This window comes from Gillisella taibaishanensis (assembly GCF_001938985.1).
Lineage (GTDB): Bacteria > Pseudomonadota > Alphaproteobacteria > Rhizobiales > Rhizobiaceae > Allorhizobium > Allorhizobium taibaishanense.
In genome coordinates, this window is record NZ_MKIN01000020.1 from 16,106 (window position 1) to 35,763 (window position 19,658).

Annotated in this window: 20 protein-coding genes and 1 other RNA gene; 14 read left to right on the forward strand and 7 right to left on the reverse strand. The window is 59.3% G+C overall.

Translation table 11 applies throughout. From position 1 onward, the window contains the following. The first annotated feature begins 61 nt into the window (after positions 1–61). The 9 genes from BJF91_RS05235 to BJF91_RS05275 all read left to right on the forward strand — a co-directional run bounded on the left by BJF91_RS05235 (position 62) and on the right by BJF91_RS05275 (position 9,208). Positions 62–463 (forward strand): DUF2177 family protein, encoded by a 402-nt coding sequence (locus BJF91_RS05235; RefSeq protein WP_075613450.1) that lies wholly within the window; start codon positions 62–64, stop codon positions 461–463. A 93-nt stretch (positions 464–556) separates the two neighbouring features. After that, the gene (locus BJF91_RS05240) at positions 557–1,339 is read left to right on the forward strand and encodes a DeoR/GlpR family DNA-binding transcription regulator (RefSeq protein WP_075613451.1); all 783 of its coding nucleotides are present in this window, start codon (positions 557–559) and stop codon (positions 1,337–1,339) included. Positions 1,340–1,454: 115 nt separating this feature from the next. Continuing rightward, on the forward strand, positions 1,455–2,966 hold the full coding sequence (locus BJF91_RS05245) for a glycerol-3-phosphate dehydrogenase (protein ID WP_075613452.1): 1,512 nt from the start codon (positions 1,455–1,457) through the stop codon (positions 2,964–2,966). 144 nt (positions 2,967–3,110) lie between these two features. Further along, positions 3,111–4,250 carry an ABC transporter ATP-binding protein gene (locus BJF91_RS05250; protein ID WP_083943164.1) on the forward strand — a complete coding sequence of 380 codons (1,140 nt, stop codon included), beginning with the start codon at positions 3,111–3,113 and terminating at the stop codon, positions 4,248–4,250. Positions 4,251–4,254: 4 nt separating this feature from the next. After that, positions 4,255–5,340, forward strand: coding sequence for an ABC transporter ATP-binding protein (locus tag BJF91_RS05255; RefSeq protein WP_075613453.1), 1,086 nt, complete (start codon positions 4,255–4,257; stop codon positions 5,338–5,340). Positions 5,341–5,344: 4 nt separating this feature from the next. Further along, a complete protein-coding gene (locus BJF91_RS05260; RefSeq protein WP_075613808.1) occupies positions 5,345–6,232 on the forward strand; it encodes a carbohydrate ABC transporter permease in 888 nt (295 codons plus the stop codon). Beyond that, complete coding sequence (locus BJF91_RS05265) at positions 6,229–7,047, forward strand: carbohydrate ABC transporter permease (protein WP_208610935.1); 819 nt, start codon at positions 6,229–6,231, stop codon at positions 7,045–7,047. The genes BJF91_RS05260 and BJF91_RS05265 overlap by 4 nt, the downstream gene beginning before the upstream one ends. 12 nt (positions 7,048–7,059) lie before the next feature. After that, on the forward strand, positions 7,060–7,341 hold the full coding sequence (locus BJF91_RS05270) for a DUF2160 domain-containing protein (protein ID WP_075613454.1): 282 nt from the start codon (positions 7,060–7,062) through the stop codon (positions 7,339–7,341). 145 nt (positions 7,342–7,486) lie between these two features. Next, positions 7,487–9,208, forward strand: a complete 1,722-nt coding sequence (locus BJF91_RS05275) for an ABC transporter substrate-binding protein (RefSeq protein ID WP_075613455.1) — start codon at positions 7,487–7,489, stop codon at positions 9,206–9,208. Between the two features lie 232 nt (positions 9,209–9,440). Here BJF91_RS05275 and BJF91_RS05280 read toward each other — a convergent pair whose 3' ends face one another. Further along, complete coding sequence (locus BJF91_RS05280; protein ID WP_075613456.1) at positions 9,441–9,998, reverse strand: c-type cytochrome; 558 nt, start codon at positions 9,996–9,998, stop codon at positions 9,441–9,443. Between the two features lie 157 nt (positions 9,999–10,155). Between BJF91_RS05280 and BJF91_RS05285 the strand changes: the two genes are divergently transcribed. Then, positions 10,156–10,911, forward strand: coding sequence for a 3-deoxy-manno-octulosonate cytidylyltransferase (locus BJF91_RS05285; protein WP_075613457.1), 756 nt, complete (start codon positions 10,156–10,158; stop codon positions 10,909–10,911). A gap of 62 nt (positions 10,912–10,973) precedes the next feature. Beyond that, the gene (locus BJF91_RS05290; protein ID WP_234911382.1) at positions 10,974–11,771 is read left to right on the forward strand and encodes a prephenate dehydratase; all 798 of its coding nucleotides are present in this window, start codon (positions 10,974–10,976) and stop codon (positions 11,769–11,771) included. 66 nt (positions 11,772–11,837) lie between these two features. On the opposite strand, the gene BJF91_RS05295 is transcribed toward BJF91_RS05290, so the two are convergent. From BJF91_RS05295 to BJF91_RS05305, 3 genes are all read right to left on the reverse strand, one after another. Then, the gene (locus BJF91_RS05295) at positions 11,838–13,808 is read right to left on the reverse strand and encodes a glycoside hydrolase family 3 protein (protein WP_083943166.1); all 1,971 of its coding nucleotides are present in this window, start codon (positions 13,806–13,808) and stop codon (positions 11,838–11,840) included. A gap of 359 nt (positions 13,809–14,167) precedes the next feature. Next, complete coding sequence (nudC, locus tag BJF91_RS05300) at positions 14,168–15,136, reverse strand: NAD(+) diphosphatase (protein WP_075613460.1); 969 nt, start codon at positions 15,134–15,136, stop codon at positions 14,168–14,170. Continuing rightward, complete coding sequence (locus BJF91_RS05305; RefSeq protein WP_075613461.1) at positions 15,133–15,540, reverse strand: HIT family protein; 408 nt, start codon at positions 15,538–15,540, stop codon at positions 15,133–15,135. The genes nudC and BJF91_RS05305 overlap by 4 nt, the downstream gene beginning before the upstream one ends. 91 nt (positions 15,541–15,631) lie before the next feature. On the opposite strand from BJF91_RS05305, the gene ffs reads away from it, so the two are divergent. The 3 genes from ffs (at position 15,632) to BJF91_RS05320 (ending at position 18,061) form a co-directional block, all read left to right on the forward strand. Beyond that, positions 15,632–15,728, forward strand: an RNA gene (gene ffs / locus BJF91_RS05310) — signal recognition particle sRNA small type. A gap of 70 nt (positions 15,729–15,798) precedes the next feature. Next, the gene (locus tag BJF91_RS05315) at positions 15,799–17,706 is read left to right on the forward strand and encodes a DNA polymerase III subunit gamma/tau (protein WP_075613462.1); all 1,908 of its coding nucleotides are present in this window, start codon (positions 15,799–15,801) and stop codon (positions 17,704–17,706) included. A 31-nt stretch (positions 17,707–17,737) separates the two neighbouring features. Then, positions 17,738–18,061, forward strand: a complete 324-nt coding sequence (locus BJF91_RS05320; RefSeq protein ID WP_012654590.1) for a YbaB/EbfC family nucleoid-associated protein — start codon at positions 17,738–17,740, stop codon at positions 18,059–18,061. Between the two features lie 35 nt (positions 18,062–18,096). Here BJF91_RS05320 and BJF91_RS05325 read toward each other — a convergent pair whose 3' ends face one another. From BJF91_RS05325 to BJF91_RS05335, 3 genes are read right to left on the reverse strand one after another with little or no spacing between them, the layout of a single operon-like run. After that, on the reverse strand, positions 18,097–18,405 hold the full coding sequence (locus BJF91_RS05325; protein ID WP_075613463.1) for a SelT/SelW/SelH family protein: 309 nt from the start codon (positions 18,403–18,405) through the stop codon (positions 18,097–18,099). Positions 18,406–18,443: 38 nt separating this feature from the next. Next, complete coding sequence (locus BJF91_RS05330; RefSeq protein WP_075613464.1) at positions 18,444–18,971, reverse strand: GNAT family N-acetyltransferase; 528 nt, start codon at positions 18,969–18,971, stop codon at positions 18,444–18,446. Positions 18,972–18,994: 23 nt separating this feature from the next. Next, positions 18,995–19,534, reverse strand: a complete 540-nt coding sequence (locus BJF91_RS05335; protein ID WP_234801552.1) for a helix-turn-helix domain-containing protein — start codon at positions 19,532–19,534, stop codon at positions 18,995–18,997. Positions 19,535–19,658: the final 124 nt, after the last annotated feature.

The following is a 19,658-nucleotide window of genomic DNA, read 5'->3' on the forward strand; positions in this document are numbered from 1 at the left end:
AAAAAGTGTTTACCGGTTTTTTGCGTCGCGGGCGCAGCCGAATACAAGGATTGAGAATTACATGCGCAGCTATGTAATCGCCTATTGTGCTACGGCTGCGGTGTTTTTCGGCCTGGATTTTGTCTGGTTGAGCAAGGTCGCGCTCGGTTTCTACAAATCGCGGATCGGCGAATTGATGCGGGATCAGCCGAATTTCACTGCCGCCGGTCTGTTCTACTTGGTTTACATCGGCGGCATCGTTTATTTCGCCGTGGCTCCGGCTCTACAGAGCGGGAGCCTGGTGACCGCATTGGTGAGCGGGGCCATCCTGGGACTGATTGCCTACGGCACTTATGATATGACCAATCTTGCAACCTTGAAGGCTTGGTCGCTATCGCTCAGCCTCGTCGATATGGCCTGGGGCATGGTGTTGACGTCTGTTGCAGCCGGTGCGGGATATTTCGTTACCAGCCGGCTGCTCTGATTGGTTTCACGTGAGACAAAGCTGAAGTCTGCGTTGCGCCATTTTCGTTTTTCACTATGATGAAAGAAAAAACGAAAAAGGGGGGAGGCGCAGATGTTTCTGTCGGCCCGGCAATCTGAAATCCTCGATATCGCCAAGTCCGAAGGCCGGGTGCAGGTAGACGATCTTGCATCGCGATTTTCCGTAACGCCACAGACCATTCGCAAGGATCTCAATGACTTGTGCGAAACCCGGCGGCTGACGCGGGTGCATGGCGGAGCGATTTTTCCAAGCGGCGCCGAAAACGTTCGCTATGAGGCACGCCGCTCAATGGCGGCTCCCGAAAAACAGGCGATCGGACGGGCGGCGGCCGATCTGATCCCCAACAATGCTTCTCTGTTTATCAATATCGGCACCACGACGGAAGCCGTCGGTGAAGCTTTGCTGGACCACAAGGACTTGATGGTCATCACCAACAACATCAACGTTGCCAACCGACTAAGGGTTTTTCCCGCCATTGAGGTGGTGATTGCCGGCGGCGTGGTGCGTGGCTCAGACGGCGGGATCGTCGGCGAGGCGGCGGTCGATTTCATTCGCCAGTTCAAGGTCGATTATGCTGTCATTGGCACGTCGGCTATCGACCCAGATGGGGCGTTGCTCGACTACGACTACCGCGAAGTGAAAGTGGCACAGGCAATCATCGCCAATGCCCGCCACGTGATTCTCGTTGCCGATTCCTCGAAGTTCGAGCGCGCTGCCCCCGTGCGCATTGGCCATCTCAGTCAGGTTCACACCTTCATCACCGATGTCTGCGATATCACAGAACTGGCAAGCATTTGCCGCGATCACGATGTGCGTTTGATCGAGGCCTTCAGGGTCGCACGGCAGGATGGTTAACAGTTACCGCTAAATTTTCATTTGACATTCGTTTTGAGTTCGCTTTAGCTGCTGAAAGTTTCGCATGAGCAATGAAATGCTGCATTGCGAAAGGGACGACTAAAAGGAAACAACCGTGTCCGGCGATCAAGTCTTCGACCTCTTTGTCATCGGTGGTGGCATCAACGGCTGCGGTATTGCACGCGACGCCGTGGGTCGCGGATATTCGGTCGCTTTGGCGGAAATGAATGATTTTGCTTCAGGCACATCATCTGGTGCCACCAAGCTGATCCATGGCGGTTTGCGATATCTCGAGCATTACGAATTCCGGCTGGTGCGCGAAGCGCTGATGGAACGGGAAGTGCTCTGGGCCATGGCACCGCATATCATCTGGCCGATGCGCTTCGTTCTTCCGTTCCACAAGGGTGGCATCCGGCCGGCCTGGCTGATCCGGCTCGGGCTTTTCCTTTATGACCACCTTGGCGGTCGCAAGCTTCTTCCCGCCACCAAAACGCTCGATATGCGCAAGGACCCCGCCGGAAAGCCATTGAAGCCGCTGTTCACGCGCGCCTTTGAATATTCTGACGGCTGGGTGGATGATGCCCGTTTCGTCGTGTTGAACGCGCGGGATGCAGCCGATCGCGGTGCCCTGATCCTCAGCCGGAGCCGGGTACTTTCGGCGCGCCGCGATAAAGGCATCTGGGAGATCGACGTCGAGGACCGCGCTAGCCGTAGCCGCAGCACCGTTCGCGCCCGTATGTTGGTCAATGCTGGTGGCCCGTGGGTGGATAGCGTGCTATCCAACGCCGTCGGCCGCAATAATGTTCACAATGTCCGCCTCGTGCAGGGCAGCCATATCATCGTGAAAAAGAAGTTTGACGACCCCAGGGCCTATTTCTTCCAGAATCCCGATAATCGCATCATCTTTGCCATTCCCTATGAGACGGATTTCACCCTGATCGGCACGACTGATCAGGATTATCAGGGCGATCCGAAGGATGTGAAGATCACGCAGGGCGAGATCGACTATCTCTGCAGCGCCGCTAGCGAATATTTCGCCGAGCCGGTTCGCCCGGAAGACATCGTCTGGTCCTATTCCGCCGTGCGCCCGCTCTACGACGATGGTGCCTCCAAGGCGCAGGAAGCGACCCGCGATTACGTGCTGAAGCTCGAGGTGCCCGAAGGTCAGGCGCCGTTGTTGAACGTGTTCGGCGGCAAGCTGACCACCTACCGCCGGCTTGGCGAACATGCGCTGGAAAAGATCGGCGAAGCGATCGGCGTCAAAGGCAAGCCTTGGACCGCGCAGAGCCATCTGCCGGGCGGCGATTTTCCGCCTACGGGTTACGATGCCGAAGTCGGCCGGCTGAAAAGGGCTTTCCCGTTTCTGGAGGAGCGGTGCGCCCGCCGTCTGGTTCGCTGCTATGGCTCGCTTGCCCATGCCATGCTGGGTGGCGCCAAGGGGCCTGATGGGCTCGGGCGTCATTTCGGCGGAACGCTGTATCAGGCGGAAGTCGATTGGCTGATTGCCCGTGAATGGGCGAGAAGCGCCGAGGACATTCTCTGGCGCCGCACCAAGCAGGGCCTGTATTTGAGTGCGGAGCAGGCGAGGGCACTGGAAGATTATATCGAGGAAGCGCGGGCGGCCTGATCGGCCAAAAGCGATGGAGGAAATGCCGGTTCGGGGCTTCGACCTGAGGAGTTGAAGATTCGTATCGGTACCGATGAGGGAGTGCGATGGGCCATGCGGCGCATCTGTTACTGTCGTCGGCGGGCGGAGGAGGCCTGACAAACAATGCTGGAATTGCGAAACCTGTCGAAGGTGGTAGCGGGGGATGTTCATATCCATCCCGTCGACCTGACCCTGCAGCGCGGGTCGCTCAACGTCCTGCTCGGCCCGACCCTGTCGGGCAAGACATCTCTGATGCGCCTGATGGCGGGGCTGGATAAGCCCACATCTGGCTCCATCGTGTTCGACGGCAAGGATGTAACCGGCGTGCGGGTGCAGGATCGCTCGGTTGCCATGGTCTACCAGCAGTTCATCAATTATCCCGCGCTCAGCGTCTACGAAAACATTGCCTCGCCGCTCAGACTGCGCAAGGCCGACAAGGCGACCATCGACCGCGAGGTCAAGAAGGCCGCCGATCTCCTGAAGCTCACCCCGTATCTGGAGCGCACGCCGCTTAACCTGTCCGGCGGCCAGCAGCAACGTACCGCACTGGCTCGCGCCATCGTCAAGCAGGCGAGCCTGGTCCTTCTCGATGAGCCGCTGGCCAATCTGGATTACAAGCTGCGTGAGGAGTTACGCGAGGAGCTGCCGAAGATCTTTGCCGAATTCGGGGCTATTTTCGTCTATGCGACCACCGAGCCATCGGAAGCCCTGTTGCTCGGCGGTAATACCGCGACGCTCTGCGAGGGCCGCATCACCCAATATGGCCCGACTATCGAAGTTTATCGTCGTCCGGCCGATCTCGTCTCCGCCAAGACCTTTGCCGATCCGCCACTGAACACCGTTCAGGCCGTGCGGCGGGACATGCATTTCATGATCGGCGGTATCCCGGTTCTCACCGTTCCCCCGCACTTGATGCATGTACCGGAGGGACCTCTGACGCTTGCCTTCCAGCCGCATCATCTGTCGTTGTCTGCGGATTCGACATCTTCTGACGGCGTGCTGACGGCTCGCACGATGATTTCGGAAATTTCAGGCTCCGAGAGCTTCATCCATCTTGAGTATGCAGGCGAGCGCTGGGTCATGCTGGAACATGGCATCCACGATATCGAGCCTGGTCGCGATCTTCAGGTTCAGCTCGACACCCGCCATCTGATGGCTTTCGATACCGAGGGCCGTGCCCTTGGCTCAGAGCATGTCCAGGAAAAGTGGACACCGGTTTCTCGTCCGGAAATGCTTAAACACAAAGATCTGGGGGGAGAGTAAGCCCATGGCCCGCATTTCCCTTGATCACATCCGTCACGCCTATGGCCCGAAAGGGCTCGCCAATCCGCTCTATGCGCTAAAGGAAGTGCATCACGATTTCGACGATGGCGGCGCCTATGCTCTGCTTGGCCCCTCCGGCTGCGGCAAGACCACGTTGCTCAATATCATGTCCGGCCTGCTGCAGCCGTCGCATGGCCGCATCCTGTTTGGCGGCAAGGACGTGACTGAACTGTCTACCGAAGCGCGCAACATCGCCCAGGTCTTCCAGTTCCCGGTCGTCTACGACACCATGACCGTCTACGACAATCTCGCTTTTCCGCTGCGCAATCGGCGCGTGCCGGAGGCGGAGGTCGATGCGCGGGTGCGTACCATCCTTAAGATGATCGACCTCGAAAGCTGGGCAAAGCGCAAGGCACAGGGGCTGACGGCCGACCAGAAGCAGAAGATTTCGCTTGGCCGTGGTCTGGTACGATCAGACGTCAATGCCATCCTGTTCGATGAGCCGCTGACTGTCATCGATCCGCATATGAAATGGATATTGCGCGCCCAGCTGAAGCAGTTGCACCGGCAGTTCGGCTTTACCATGGTCTATGTCACCCATGACCAGACGGAGGCCCTGACCTTCGCCGATAAGGTCGTGGTGATGTATGACGGCCAGATCGTGCAGATCGGCACGCCTGCCGAACTCTTCGACCGGCCAAAACATACGTTCGTCGGCTATTTCATCGGTTCGCCCGGCATGAATGTCCTGCAGGCCGGCATCGATGGCGATACGGCCATTGTCGGTGGCGAGCGGATTGCCCTTCCAGGCCGGCCGGTAATCCCCGGCGAGGCATTGACCGAGCTTGGCATTCGCCCGGAATTCATCCGTCTCACCCGCGATGGCTTGCCGGTAGAGATCCTGAAGATCGAGGATATCGGCCGCCAGAAGATCGTGCGCGCCCGCTTTGCCGGGCAGCCGATTGCCGTCGTGCTGCGCGAGGATGCGGACGTGCCCGCCGAGCCGAAGCTGAGCTTCGATACTGCCGCCATCAATATCTACGCAAATTCCTGGCGTGCCGATTATGCCGGCGCTGGATTGGGAGGCTGAGGCGATGAACAAGACCTGGAACAACAAGGCTTGGTTTCTGGTGCTGCCGGTGCTGCTGCTGGTCGCCTTTTCCGCCGTCATTCCACTGATGACGGTCGTCAATTATTCAGTGCAGGACACGTTCGGCAACAATGATTTCTTCTGGGCAGGCTCGGACTGGTTCACCCAGACGCTGCAGTCACAGCGATTTTGGGACGCCCTCTGGCGCAACCTGATCTTCTCGATGATCATTCTCGCCATCGAAGTGCCACTGGGCATTCTGATCGCGCTCAACATGCCGAAAACCGGGCTTGGTGTGCCGGTTTGCCTGGTGCTGATGGCCTTGCCATTGCTGATCCCGTGGAACGTGGTCGGCACCATCTGGCAGGTGTTCGGCCGCAGCGATATCGGCCTGCTCGGCTACACGCTCAACGCCATTGGCATCGACTATAATTACGTGGCCAATACATTCGACGCCTGGGCGACCATCATCGTCATGGATGTCTGGCACTGGACGAGCCTCGTGGTGCTGCTTTGCTATGCTGGCCTGGTCTCCATTCCCGACGCCTATTATCAGGCGGCCCGCATTGACGGAGCCTCACGCTGGTCGGTGTTCCGCTACATTCAGCTGCCGAAGATGAAGCAGGTGCTGCTGATTGCCGTGCTGCTGCGGTTCATGGACAGTTTCATGATCTATACCGAGCCTTTTGTCGTCACCGGCGGTGGGCCAGGCAATTCAACCACCTTCCTGTCGATCGACCTCGTCAAAATGGCGCTCGGCCAGTTCGACCTCGGTCCGGCTGCGGCCATGTCCATCATCTATTTCCTGATCGTCCTGCTGCTGTCCTGGATCTTCTACACGGTCATGACCAGCGGCGACGCACAGAGCGCAACCGCACCGAAGGGAGAATGATCATGCAGAACCGCTCTTCCCTCCGCCCCGTGCTGGTCGTCAGCCTCTATATCCTGTTCCTGCTGCTGCCGATCTATTGGCTCGTCAACATGAGCTTCAAGAGCAACCAGGAGATTCTGAGCTCGCTGACCCTTTATCCGCACGAGCCGACGCTGAAGAACTACATTACCATCTTCACCGACCCGTCCTGGTATTCGGGCTATATCAACTCGATCATCTATGTCGTACAGAACATGGTGATCTCTGTCGCCTGCGCGCTACCGGCCGCTTATGCATTCTCGCGCTATCGCTTTTTGGGCGACAAGCATCTGTTCTTCTGGTTGCTGACCAATCGCATGGCGCCGCCGGCGGTCTTTGCATTGCCCTTCTTCCAGCTCTATTCTGCGTTCGGCATGATCGACACCCATATCGCCGTCGCACTTGCGCACTGCCTGTTCAACGTGCCGTTGGCGGTCTGGATTCTCGAAGGCTTCATGTCCGGCGTGCCGAAGGAAATCGATGAAACGGCTTATATCGACGGCTATTCATTCCCGCATTTCTTCGTGAAGATCTTCATTCCGCTGATCGCCTCGGGCATCGGTGTGGCCGCCTTCTTCTGCTTCATGTTCTCATGGGTGGAGCTGCTGATTGCCCGCACGCTGACCACGGTCGATGCCAAGCCGATCGCTGCCGTCATGACCCGCACCGTTTCGGCCTCGGGGGTCGACTGGGGTCTGCTTGCTGCGGCAGGCGTGCTGACGCTGATCCCCGGTGCCGTGGTGATCTATTTCGTGCGCAACTACATCGCCAAGGGCTTTGCCCTGGGCCGCGTCTGAGGAGGAGAGCGAATGACCCTGTCATGGATGGCCTGGACGATGCCGACCGCCCTGTTCTTCATCGCCATTCTGGCGCTGCTGATTGCGATGTCTGTCTGGGAATATGTCTCGCCCGGCGGCAACCCGCGCGTCGGTATCCTGCGCTTCGAGACCACGCGTGGGGACCGGCTGTTCATCTCGCTGCTCGGCGCCGCCTTTATTCATCTCGCATGGCTGGGGCTTGCAAGCGCCAGCCTGTGGTGGGCTCTCGGCCTTTCGGTGATCTACGCCATAGGCGTTTTCCGGACGGTGTGAAGCGTCAAAGCGTTTCCAGGAAGAATGGGAAGCAATTTCCGTCCGGAAATGCATGAAAACAAAGAGTTAGAGCATGTCAGGGTTTCCGGGAAACGCTGACATACTTTGAGAATACGCCTGCAATCGCAAACTCTGGGAGGACAAGATGCGAAAGCACTTAATGACGACAACAGCAGCCATGCTGCTGGCTATGACCGGCGCAGCCTATGCGGGGATGGATGACGCCAAGCAGTTTCTCGATCAGGAGATCAAGGGCGAATCTTCGCTCTCGCGGGCTGATCAGGAAAAGCAGATGCAATGGTTCATGGATGCGGCCAAGCCCTTTGCCGGGATGGAAATCCATGTCGTTTCCGAATCGCTGACGACCCACGCCTATGAATCCAAGGTTCTCGCCCCCTGGTTCAGCAAGATAACAGGCATCAAGGTCATCCACGACGTCATCCAGGAAGGCGATGTCGTCGAAAAGATCCAGACCCAGATGCAGACCGGCCAGAACCTTTATGACGGCTGGGTCAACGATTCCGACTTCATCGGTACCCATTGGCGCTATGGCCAAGTCCGCAACCTCACCGACTGGATGGCCGGCGAGGGCAAGGACGTCACCGACCCGATGCTTGATTTGAAGGACTTCATCGGCCTTTCCTTCACGACTGCGCCGGATGGCAAGCTTTATCAGCTGCCCGACCAGCAGTTCGCAAACCTCTATTGGTTCCGCTACGACTGGTTCAACGATCCGAAGATCAAGGAAGAGTTCAAGAAAGAATACGGCTACGACCTCGGCGTTCCCGTCAACTGGTCTGCTTATGAAGACATCGCCAAGTTCTTCACCGGTCGCGAGATCGGCGGCAAGAAGATCTACGGCAGCATGGACTACGGCAAGAAGGACCCGTCGCTGGGCTGGCGCTTCACCGATGCTTGGCTGTCCATGGCCGGCAACGGCGACAAGGGCCTGCCTAACGGCAAGCCGGTCGACGAATGGGGCATTCGCGTCAACGAAAAGGATCAGCCGACCGGCTCCTGCGTCGATCGCGGCGGCGACACCAACGGCGCGGCTTCGGTCTATGCCGTTACCAAGTATCTGGAATGGCTGAAGAAATATGCGCCGCCGGAAGCGCAGGGCATGACCTTCTCCGAATCGGGTCCGGTGCCAGCTCAAGGCAACATCGCCCAGCAGATCTTCTGGTACACGGCGTTTACCGCCGATATGGCCAAGCCCGGCCTGCCGGTCGTCAACGACGATGGCTCGCCGAAATGGCGCGTGGCGCCGTCTCCGCACGGCTCCTACTGGCACGAAGGCCAGAAGCTCGGCTATCAGGACGTCGGTTCCTGGACGCTGATGAAGTCCACTCCCACCGATCGCGCTAAGGCCGCCTGGCTCTATGCGCAGTTCGTGACGTCTAAGACCGTCGACGTGAAGAAGAGCCAGACCGGCCTCACCTTCATCCGCCAGTCCTCGATAATGGATAAGACCTTCACCGACCGCGCCCCGAAACTCGGTGGTCTCGTGGAATTCTACCGCTCGCCAGCCCGCGTGCAGTGGACACCGACCGGTACCAACGTGCCCGACTATCCGAAGCTGGCACAGCTGTGGTGGCAGAATATCGGTGACGCGGCCTCAGGCGCCAAGACCCCGCAGGAAGCCATGGACGCGCTCTGCAAGGCTCAGGAAGGCATTCTGCAGCGTCTGGAACGCGCCAAGGTGCAGGGCGAGTTCGGCCCCAAGCTCAACGAGCCGAAGGATGCCGCCTATTGGGAGAAATACGCCAAGGAGCATGGCTCTCTGGCGCCGCAGCCCAAGCTTGCCAACGAAAAGGAAAAGCCGGTTACCGTCAACTACGACGAACTGGTCAAGAGCTGGCAGAAGTAAGACACTACGGTCTGCAACAACCGAAGCCGGGCGCAAGCCCGGCTTCTTTTTGCGTCGGCTTCAGATCGGCCTGACATATGCAGCGGAAACGAAAAACGCCCGGCGCAAGCACCGGGCGTTTTTCGTATTTATCCATCAACTGTAACAGCTTCGATCCGCTCAAAGCCTAAACTGCTCCAGCATTCCAGCCTCGATCACGCGCAGCAAGCACTGATTCGCAATGACCGGTCGATCAGTTGGTCGGCAGCGGTACCGGGCTGTCGGACTGATTGTGCAGATAAACGATGAGGTTAGCACGGTCTTCTTCCTTCGGCAGGCCGGCAAAGCCCATGGCCGTGCCAGGCACGAATTTCTTCGGCGCGGTCAGGAAGTGGTTGAGGTTTTCGAAGGTCCAGTGTTCAGAACTGCCCTTGGAGAAATCCTTCATGCCAGCCGAATAGGCAAAGCCTTCGTGGCTGGCGACAGGCCGGTCGACGACGCCCCAAAGGTTCGGTCCGACCTTGTTGGGACCGCCCTTATCGGCGTTATGACAGGCCGTGCATTTCTTGAAAATCGCTTCGCCAGCCTTCACATCGGCCGATGCCAGCAGCTGGGCGATCGGCTTTTCGGCGGCGGCCGGAGCAGCCCCTTCGGCTCCGCCAGCAGCCGGCGCTTCGGCGGCCACGATGGCATAGCCTTCCTTTTCAGGCTTTGGTGCGTGGAAAATCCCCTCCGACGCAATGGACACCGACATCAGCACGAAGATCGTGCCAAGCAGTGCGCCTGCTCCCATATTCATGTAGGAATTCATTGGTTATCGCTCCCCATGCAGTCCGCGCAGTAGAAATCGGACAAGCCTCCATCTATGAAAAGGCTAAGACTTTTGCTTGACAGTTGCAACCCGATTATGCTCCGCCGCCCTGAGACGTTTTGCCACCTACCCCCCTTGCTTTCAAAGGCGAATCCCGATGTCCGACCCGACAGGCACCAAAACTCTGGTTCTCATTCCCGCCCGCATGGCCTCTACACGCCTGCCGGGCAAGCCGCTGGCCGACATTGCCGGCCTGCCGATGATCGTGCAGGTGGCCAAGCGCGCGCTTGAGGCCAATGTCGGGCGGATCGTCGTTGCCGTCGATCATCCCGATGTCTTCGACACGGTAACCGCAGCCGGTTTCGAGGCTGTGATGACCGGCGAGCAACATCAGTCCGGCTCGGACCGCATCCATGAAGCACTGCTGAAGATCGACCCGCAGGGCGAGGCAGAGATCATCATAAATGTGCAGGGCGACCTGCCGACCATCGACCCCGCAACCATCCGCGCCGCATTGCGGCCGCTGGAGGATCCGGCCGTCGATATCGCGACGCTGACGGTTGAGATCGAGGACGAAGCGGAAAAGACCAATCCGAACGTAGTGAAGGTGGTTGGCTCGCCGCTGACCGAAAACCGGCTGCATGCGCTCTATTTTACCCGCGCGACCGCGCCTCATGGCAAGGGGCCGCTTTATCACCATATCGGCCTCTACGCCTATCGCAGGGCCGCCCTGGAGCGGTTCGTGGCGCTATCTCCCTCGACCCTGGAAAAGCGCGAATCACTTGAACAGCTGCGGGCGCTGGAAGCCGGCATGCGCATCGATGTCGAGATTGTCGAGACGGTACCGCTCGGCGTCGATACGGCTGCGGACCTTGAAAAGGCCCGCGTCATTCTCTCTGCAAAGCAAGGATAACTGCCGTGGCAACGCTGACCAACAAGATTTCCTTCCAGGGCGATTTCGGCGCCAATTCCGATATGGCCTGCCGTGACATGTTTTCGTCCATGGAGCCGCTGCCGTGTCCAACTTTCGAGGATGCATTTACGGCTCTGGAAAACGGTGATGCCGATCTGGCGATGATCCCGATCGAAAATACGCTGGCCGGCCGGGTTGCCGACATCCATTATCTTTTGCCGCTGTCGCGTCTGAAGATCATCGGCGAATATTTTATGCCGATTCGGTTTCAGCTGATGGTGATGCCAGGTGTGAAGGCCGAAGAAATCCGCACCGTGCATAGCCATATCCACGCGCTTGGCCAATGCCGCAAGATCATCCGCAGCAATGGCTGGAAAGCGGTGGTGGCAGGCGATACGGCTGGCGCTGCAAAGCTCGTTTCGGAAAAGGGCGACCGCTCCATGGCGGCGCTCGCGCCCCGGCTTGCCGCCTCGCTCTATGGCCTCGACATCATTGCCGAAAATGTCGAGGATTCCGAGGATAACGTCACCCGCTTCGTCGTCTTGTCGCGCGACGCCGTCGATCTGAAGCGCACCAGCGATGACGAGCATTTCATCACCACATTCGTCTTCAATGTCCGCAACATTCCGGCAGCGCTTTACAAGGCCATGGGAGGCTTTGCCACCAATGGCGTCAACATGACGAAGCTGGAAAGCTACCAGATCGGCGGCAAATTCATCGCCACCCAGTTCTATGCCGATATCGAAGGTCATCCTGAGGACGCGCCGGTGAAGCGGGCTCTGGAAGAGCTGCGCTTCTTCTCGGAAAAAGTCCATATTCTCGGCGTCTACAAGGCGCATGCCATGCGCGGCAAATTCTAACCTTTTGAAAACATTAGAACGTGACAAGCGAATGGCGGCAAGAAGCCACCATTCGCTGTTTTAATCTCAATATTTGATGCCGTAGCCGATTTTGTAGAGCGGTTGCTTGGAATCATGCGGCGTGCTCGGAGACTGCGCCTCGACCGCCTGCATGGAGGAGGGGAGTTCAAAGGGCAGCTTGCCGCGCGCCTTTTCCTTGCCCTCGATGACATTGAACAGCGCGTCGTCGCTGGCGCCGAAATTGCCGATCAGCGCTGCTGTCTTGTCCTTGATATTGGTCAGGATCGCCGGGCGCGACAGGAAGATGGTCGCGATGATCTTGGTCTTGCCAGAGATCGCGACCAGCTTGTCGTAATCGGCATTGCCCGGTTTGAAGGACAGGTCACCTTCTTCCTGGCGTGCGCCGAAGAAATAGTTGGGATGCAGCCGCTCGAACGGCGTCATCAGCCGCGCGAGCGCAAAATCGGCCTCTTCCGGCTTGTCCACCACCTGATAGCCGCGCTTCTTGGCAACGGCTGCATCGACGTTGAGAAGATAGACCTTCTTGCCCGGCTTCATGGGGAGTGTCTTGCTCTTGTTCTGCAAGAGAACCATTGCTCTCGCCTGAGCCTTCTCGCCCTCGGCGATAAATTTTGCATTGCCGACGATGGACTTTGCCTTCTGCGGGTCGGCATAGGGATTTTCGAAGAGGCCCTGTTCGAATTTCTGGACCAGCAGGCGCTGCGCGGACTGATCAATGCGCTTTTCATCGATCTTCTTGTCTTCGACTGCCTTGACCAGCACGTCTGAATTAGCGACGCCACCAAACTGGTCGATCCCGGCATTGACAGCCTTGGCAAAGCGGTCCTCGCGGCTCAGGTCTTCGACGCCCCAGGGCATGCCGAAGGTGTCCGGGCGGATGATCGGCGTGTCGCCGGGCTTTTCACCATCAAGGCACTCGTTCTTGCAATCATTGGTGATCAGCCAGTCGCTGACCACGACGCCATCGAATTTATAGCGCTTGCGCAAGAGATCCGTCAGCAGTTGCTTGCTGTAGCCGGCCGCCACCGGTTCCAGCGGCTTGCCATCCAGCGTCACGCCTTCGACGATCGAATAGGTCGGCATGATGCCCGCCACCTTGGCGGCAAAGGCGCCCTTGAACGGCGTGACATGCTGCTCGAAATCCTTGCCCTTGAACACGACGCGCCGGCCATAGGAATTGTGCCCATCGAAACCGTTGGGTGTGGCGCCGTAGCCGACCCAATGCTTGGCAACGGCGCTGACGCTGCCGGGTTTGAGCCCTGTCGTGCCATTCTGGAAGCCTGCGACATAGGCCTGCGCCATCCTCCGGGAAATCTGCGCATCTTCGCCAAAGGTGCCGGTTGCGCGCGGCCAGCGCGGCTCACTGGCAAGGTCGATCTGCGGCGACAGCGCCTGCTGGATGCCGACGGCGAGATATTCCTGGCGGGCGATATCGGCAAAGCGGCGCGTCAGCCTGGCATCGTCAAGCGCACCGAAGCCCAGGCTTTCCGGCCATTTGGAAAAGCCGCCGTTCTGAGCCGACGCGCCGAGCACATATTGGAAATGATTGCGCGGGTCGGTGCTGATGGTCAGCGGAATGCCGAGCCGGCTCGCCTCGGCAATGTCCTGCAGCTTGTTGTTTTCCTCTGCCAATTGCTCGGGCGGCAAGGAGAGGCGGGTGATGTAGGTGGCAACCTTGGCATCGTTGATCAGGCCCTTCATTCGCTCCAGATCGTAACCGCTGCCGCGCCCCTGACCGGCCTCGGCTCCGGCGGATATGGCCGGCGCTGTGCCATGCATCATCAACCCGGCCTTTTCCGTCAGGGTCATCTGGCCCACCAGATCCTTGGCCCGCTCTGCCGGGGTGCGGCGCCAGTCCTCGTAGATGTCGAGACGGCCGTTGCGGTTCAAATCCCTGAACCGTAGCCCGTCGACAGTCAGAAGCGGGGCGGAGTGCGTGATGATGACGGGCTGGTTTTGGGCATGGGCAACGGATGCCATCAGAACGGCGCAGGACGCCAGACTAAGAAACTTCATCGATATGATCCTGAATCTATGGATTTGTGCTGAAAAGCGGACAGCCGAAAGGCCGAAGCGCGTCGGTCTATCGACGCGCCGCCTGCCGTGTGGTTACGGCAATGGATCTTGAAACCATGATAATCCTCCCTGTTATGCTTCGCTGATCGTCATGGTCAGGGGCTCCTCCCACCAGACCATGACGATTACACGTGGTCACCATAGCGACACACGCTTCCCGCGTAAACGGCGCTAAAGCACTGGACCGAACAGTGGGAACTGGTTTTCGGAATAATCCGATGCGCAAACAAAACGTTAGAGCATCGCGCCGACTCTGATTTTCGGCACGATGCTCTAACGGACTGCGGAGTGGTAGAGGCTCAGGAAGCCTTGCCCCAATCGAGCCAATCGCTCATCAGCCGGTGGGCGATGGTGCCGGGGGCGGGAGCTTTGACGGTCTCAGTCTCGAGGTCGATCATCGCCTGGACTTCGGCCCGGCTGAACCAGCGGCAGTCGGCCAATTCATTTTCGTCTCGGGAGATGTCGAAACTCAGCGCCTCCGCATAGCAGCCGATCATCAGCTGGTGCGGTACGGGCCAAGGCTGGGAGGCGTGGTAGCGAACCCGGCCGATGGTGATGGCCGACTCCTCGTAGGTCTCGCGGCGCACGGCATTCTCGATGGTTTCGGCCGGCTCCATGAAGCCGGCCAGGCACGAATACATGCCTTCTGGAAAATGCGCTCCACGACCGAGCAGGCAACGGTCGTTTTTCTCATCGACCGCCATCATTATCACCACAGGATCGGTACGTGGAAAGGCCTGGCGGCCGCAGGCCGGGCATTCGCGCTTGTAGCCACCCAGCCGTGGCTCCATCGGTTTGCTACAGGTGCCACAAAACCGGTTTTCACTGGCCCAATGCAGCAGGCTGAACCCTTGGGCTGCCTCACCAACCAATTCGGCATCAAGGTTGGGATCGCGAAACAGTTCGCGCGCGGTCAGGGCTTTGTAGCCCTTGGCAAGCTGCTCCTCGCCGATCGTCACGGAAACGGCGATGCGCGGCTCGCCGCTGGGACGCCGGCCAAGAAGCACGGCATTATCAAGATCCGGCTCCAGGGCGGTCAGCTCATAGGGCGCAAACAGCGGGTCGAGAACCTGTCCCTCATGCTTGAACAGCAGGCGATTGCCGGCGAAGGCCAGCACATGCATGCCCTCGGCCTTGAAGGCCTCCGGCAGGCTCTCATCGGACCGATGCTCGGCATAGCGTTCCAGCCCGTTGCCGGCAAAGGCGGTGAGGGCACTTGCCTCCGGATGCGGCGTGCTCTGGTCGAACAGGGAGGAGGTATAGCTCATGTCAATGCATCCAAAATCGTCTGTGTCATGGCCGAAAAGGCCTCGTCCGTATAAGGTTCCGGCGCCCCAAAGCCCCAGATCGGCCCCGGCCAATTGGGATCGCCTTCGAATCGCGCGACGACATGAACATGGAGTTGCCGCACGATATTGCCAATGGCCGCGACATTGATTTTCGCAGCGTCGGTGGCGCCTTTCAGGGCGACGCTGACCATGGTCTGCTCGCGCAGCAGCTGTAGCTGATCGTCCTCGGAAAGCTCGAAAATCTCGCTCACGTCGGCGCGCCGGGGCACAAGGATCAACCACGGCCAGCGGCTGTCCCGCGACAGCCTGACATCGCAGAGCGGCAATTCAAGGATCGACTGGCTATCGCGCGCCAATCTTTCATCAAGACGGAAGGTGGTCAATTCGGAGCCTCCTGACGGTTTTGGCGAAGCTCTAACAGTTTTTTTGGCGCTTGGCTTGCATTTGCCGTCGGAATTGCCGATATGTCGCTCGGGAGGTTGGTGGTGGACGAGCCACTCGCCAACCGGGTCAGGTCCGGAAGGAAGCAGCCCTAACGAGCGCGGCACGGGTCATCGTGCCAGCCTCCCACCCTTCTGTTTATGGCCAGTCCCTGTCGAGCATGGCCGTATTCCGCCCTCACAGGGGAGACTGGCCGCGCGATGTCCGATCTGGAACCCACAGCCCATGCTGCGCCTGCCTCCGGTCAACCCGCAGCGGCCTATCGGGTTCTCGCCCGTAAATATCGCCCCAAGGATTTCACGGACCTGATGGTCGGCCAGGAGCCGATGGTCCGCACCCTCACCAACGCGTTTGAGACCGGCCGCATCGCGCAAGCCTATATGCTGACCGGCGTGCGCGGGGTGGGCAAGACCACGACGGCGCGCATTCTCGCCCGCGCCTTGAACTACAAGACCGCCGAAGTCGACCGCCCGACCATCGACCTCAAGATTCCCGGCGAGCATTGCCAGGCAATCATGGAGGGCCGTCACGTCGACGTGATCGAAATGGACGCCGCCTCCCATACCGGCATCGACGATATCAGGGAAATCATCGAGCAGGTGCGCTACCGCCCGGTCTCGGCCCGCTACAAAGTCTATATCATCGACGAAGTGCATATGCTTTCGACGGCAGCCTTCAACGGACTGCTGAAGACGCTGGAAGAGCCGCCGGAGCACGTCAAATTCATCTTTGCCACCACTGAAATCCGCAAGGTCCCGATCACGGTCCTGTCGCGCTGTCAGCGCTTCGACCTGCGCCGTATCAGCGCCGGCGATCTGGTCGGGCTGTTTTCGACCATTCTGTCCAAGGAAGGCATCGAGGCCGAAGGCGAGGCGCTGGCTATGATTGCCCGTGCCGCCGAAGGCTCGGCCCGCGACGGCCTTTCCCTGCTCGACCAGGCGATTGCCCATGGCGCAGGCCGGGTCGAGGCCGATGCCGTGCGCGGCATGCTCGGCCTTGCCGACCGCGCCCGGGTGGTCGATTTGTTCGGCCATGTCATCAAGGGCGACGTGGCCGAAGCCCTATCTGAGTTCAACAGCCAGTATGAAGCCGGCGCCAGCCCGAGCGTGGTGCTGACCGACCTTGCCGATTTCACCCATCTCGTCACCCGCCTGAAATATGTACCCAATGGCAGCAACGATCCGTCGCTGAGCGAAGTCGAGCGCGTCCGTGGTGCCGATTACGCCGAAAGCGTTGCGGTAACGACGTTGTCGCGCATCTGGCAGATGCTTCTGAAGGGCATTCCCGAAGTGGAAAATGCCGCTCGCCAGGCTGGTGCCGCCGAAATGGTGCTGATCCGGCTTGCTCATGCGGCGCATCTTCCCTCGCCGGAAGAGGCGGCCCGTCGGCTGCTGGATATGGCGCAGGATAGCGGCGGAGCGCCCCAAGGTGCAGGTTCGCGCGGCGGTCATAGCGGCGGTAATGGTGGTGGTGCCTCCGGCAGCTATGGCGGCCAGGCGGTAGCGCGGGCGTCCAGCGATCCGGCCCCGCGCGCAATGAGCCAGCCGCAGCCGACCGCGCATTTGCAGGTGGTGCCCAAGGCTGATGCGTCGCCTGAAATGGCGGTACGGCCTGACGTTAAACCCGAGATTCAGCCTAACGTGCCAGAGCCAAAGGTTCCGGTCCGGTCGCTGGAGGATATCGTCAATCTCTGCACAGCGAACCGCGATCCGAAGCTGAAGGCGCTGACCCGCGCCTATGTGCGGCTGGTCAAGCTCGAAAACGGCCGGCTCGAAATCAACCTTCCTCCAGAAGCTCCGAAATCCCTGGTCGCCGATCTGCAGAAGCGGCTGGAGGAATGGACCGAAATCCGCTGGATGGTGATCCTCAGCCGCGAGCCGGGCGCGAAGACGCTGGCCGAGCAGGAAAAGAGCGATCACGAAGCGCGGATGACCGATGCCGCTGCTGATCCCGATGTCATGGCGATCCTCTCGCGTTTCCCCGGTGCCAAGATCATGGATGTGCGTATCCGTACTGTCGCCGAGGAAGAGGACGACGTTCTGCCGGCGCCAGCCGTGGCCGAATCGGCCGAAGGCGACATCCTGCCGGGCGACGACATCGAATTTTGATAGATTGCTGTATAAACAGGAGTGACAGACGATGCGCGACATCATGGGCATGATGGGCAAGGTCAAGGAAATGCAGGCCAAAATGGAGAAGATGCAGGAGGAGATTGCATCGCTTCAGGTCGAGGGCAAGTCCGGTGGCGGACTGGTGACCGTGACCATGACCGGCAAGGGCGAATTGAAGGGCCTGAAGATCGACCCGTCGCTTTTCAAGGAAGACGATGTCGAAATACTCGAAGACCTGATCGTCGCCGCTCACAAGGATGCTAAGGATAAGGCTGAGGCCATCGCCGCTGAAAAGACCAAGGACATGACCGCTGGCCTGCCGATTCCGCCCGGCTTCAAGCTGCCCTTCTGAGGCTCTTCGACCTCATTGATGACGAGCGGGCGAGGTCAATCCTCGCCCTTTTCGTTTGCAGGATGGGAGCGGTCGACATGGCCCAGGTCCCGTTCAGGCTCGATCACGTCGCGCACCTTCTGCTTCAACTCCTTCGGCCCGGGAAAGCCGCCATCGCGCTTGCGCTCCCAGATCAGATCGCCATTGATGCGGATCTCAAAATTGCCGCCGGTGCCGGGAATCAGCCCAACTTCACCCAGACTGTCGCCGAAGGTCTGCAACAATTCCTGCGCCATCCAGGCCGCCCGCAAAAGCCAGTTGCATTGGGTGCAATAGAGAATGGTGATTTTCGGCTTGTCTGTCATGGCGATCTTAGATCCTAAAAGAAGGCACGGCCGCTGGTTTATCTGGTGGCAGAGACCCTTTTATAGAAAATCGTCGTATCGCAGAAGCGGCCATCCGGAAACAGCGCATAATCGGGCACCAGGCCAGCGCGGGTCCAGCCGAGCCTTTCGTAGATCGCCTCGGCTGGTTCGCCACTTGCGGTGTCCAGCACCAGCAGTGATTTGCCGGCCGCCGCGGCATGTGTTTCTGCCGCCGCCATCAGCAGGCGTGACAGACCTTTGCCGCGGGCGCTGCGATGGATCAGCAGTTTCTTGATATCGGCGCGATGTGGCTGGTTGGGTGGCTGTTTCAGGCCGACCTGGACGGTGCCGACGATCTTGTTCTGGTCTTCGGCCACCAGAAGCAGGAGGTCGCCTGATTCCACTGCCTTTGCGACGCGTTCCCAGAAGAGCCTGCCGGTTGCCGTGTCAAAAGGCATCATGAAGCCCACCGAGGCGCCACCCTCAACGCAGTCGCAGAGAATGTCTGCCAGGACTGGAATTGCCTTGATAGACTCGTCACCGGTCAGGGCCTTGATATTGGGCATCGTTGATTCCTCGGTAGCGCATGTCATCCGAGATCAATGATCACGGCATAACGAGCTGGTCTGTCAGTCGGGTTGCGGAAGGCGCGCACGTCACCAACGGTCATATAAAGGCAATCGCCGGGCGCGAGCCGATACACTGTTTCGCCGACTGTCAGTTCGATCAAGCCGTCAAACAGCCAGAGATATTGCCATTGTTCACGCTGGACGGGTTGGGTGGGAAACTCCACCAGGGCACCGGCGGGAAGCTCCACTTCCACCAGGTCGATCCGAGAACCGGTGCCGGGGCTGGAGACTGCACGGCGCAGATATCCGGTTTGGGGGTCGCGCCAGACCGGCTGATCGGCCCTGCGCATCAGCGGCGCACTGGCATCGGCCTTTGCGAAGAACATCGACAGTGACTGGCCGAGTGTTGCGCAGAGCCGCGCCAGCAGAGCCGCCGTCGGGCTGGCTTCGGCTCGTTCAATCTTCGAAATCATTGCCCGGCTGACGCCTGATGATTGCGCCAGTTGGTCAAGCGTCATGCCCCTTGCGTTGCGGGCGGCTTTCAACCTTGCGGCGATCATGAGATTAAGGTCTTTGTCGTCTGATTCCATTATAGGAGAATTAAAAGATATTTTATTGGAGTCAAGCCGCATTCTGTCTGTGCCGGGGCGGGCAAAATCATGTTTTATCAACAAGCCTCTTGCA

Bases quoted from the DNA above. Each gene is read 5' to 3' on its own strand.
- BJF91_RS05320 (WP_012654590.1), top strand. From the start codon at position 17,738: ATGCGCGACATCATGGGCATGATGGGCAAGGTCAAGGAAATGCAGGCC.
- BJF91_RS05295 (WP_083943166.1), bottom strand. From the start codon at position 13,808: ATGAAGTTTCTTAGTCTGGCGTCCTGCGCCGTTCTGATGGCATCCGTT.
- BJF91_RS05240 (WP_075613451.1), top strand. From the start codon at position 557: ATGTTTCTGTCGGCCCGGCAATCTGAAATCCTCGATATCGCCAAGTCC.
- BJF91_RS05330 (WP_075613464.1), bottom strand. From the start codon at position 18,971: ATGCCCAATATCAAGGCCCTGACCGGTGACGAGTCTATCAAGGCAATT.
- BJF91_RS05250 (WP_083943164.1), top strand. From the start codon at position 3,111: ATGCTGGAATTGCGAAACCTGTCGAAGGTGGTAGCGGGGGATGTTCAT.
- BJF91_RS05280 (WP_075613456.1), bottom strand. From the start codon at position 9,998: ATGAATTCCTACATGAATATGGGAGCAGGCGCACTGCTTGGCACGATC.
- BJF91_RS05260 (WP_075613808.1), top strand. From the start codon at position 5,345: ATGAACAAGACCTGGAACAACAAGGCTTGGTTTCTGGTGCTGCCGGTG.
- BJF91_RS05255 (WP_075613453.1), top strand. From the start codon at position 4,255: ATGGCCCGCATTTCCCTTGATCACATCCGTCACGCCTATGGCCCGAAA.
- BJF91_RS05285 (WP_075613457.1), top strand. From the start codon at position 10,156: ATGTCCGACCCGACAGGCACCAAAACTCTGGTTCTCATTCCCGCCCGC.
- BJF91_RS05335 (WP_234801552.1), bottom strand. From the start codon at position 19,534: ATGATCGCCGCAAGGTTGAAAGCCGCCCGCAACGCAAGGGGCATGACG.
- BJF91_RS05325 (WP_075613463.1), bottom strand. From the start codon at position 18,405: ATGACAGACAAGCCGAAAATCACCATTCTCTATTGCACCCAATGCAAC.
- nudC (WP_075613460.1), bottom strand. From the start codon at position 15,136: ATGAGCTATACCTCCTCCCTGTTCGACCAGAGCACGCCGCATCCGGAG.
- BJF91_RS05235 (WP_075613450.1), top strand. From the start codon at position 62: ATGCGCAGCTATGTAATCGCCTATTGTGCTACGGCTGCGGTGTTTTTC.
- BJF91_RS05265 (WP_208610935.1), top strand. From the start codon at position 6,229: ATGATCATGCAGAACCGCTCTTCCCTCCGCCCCGTGCTGGTCGTCAGC.
- BJF91_RS05290 (WP_234911382.1), top strand. From the start codon at position 10,974: ATGGCCTGCCGTGACATGTTTTCGTCCATGGAGCCGCTGCCGTGTCCA.
- BJF91_RS05270 (WP_075613454.1), top strand. From the start codon at position 7,060: ATGACCCTGTCATGGATGGCCTGGACGATGCCGACCGCCCTGTTCTTC.
- BJF91_RS05275 (WP_075613455.1), top strand. From the start codon at position 7,487: ATGCGAAAGCACTTAATGACGACAACAGCAGCCATGCTGCTGGCTATG.
- BJF91_RS05315 (WP_075613462.1), top strand. From the start codon at position 15,799: ATGTCCGATCTGGAACCCACAGCCCATGCTGCGCCTGCCTCCGGTCAA.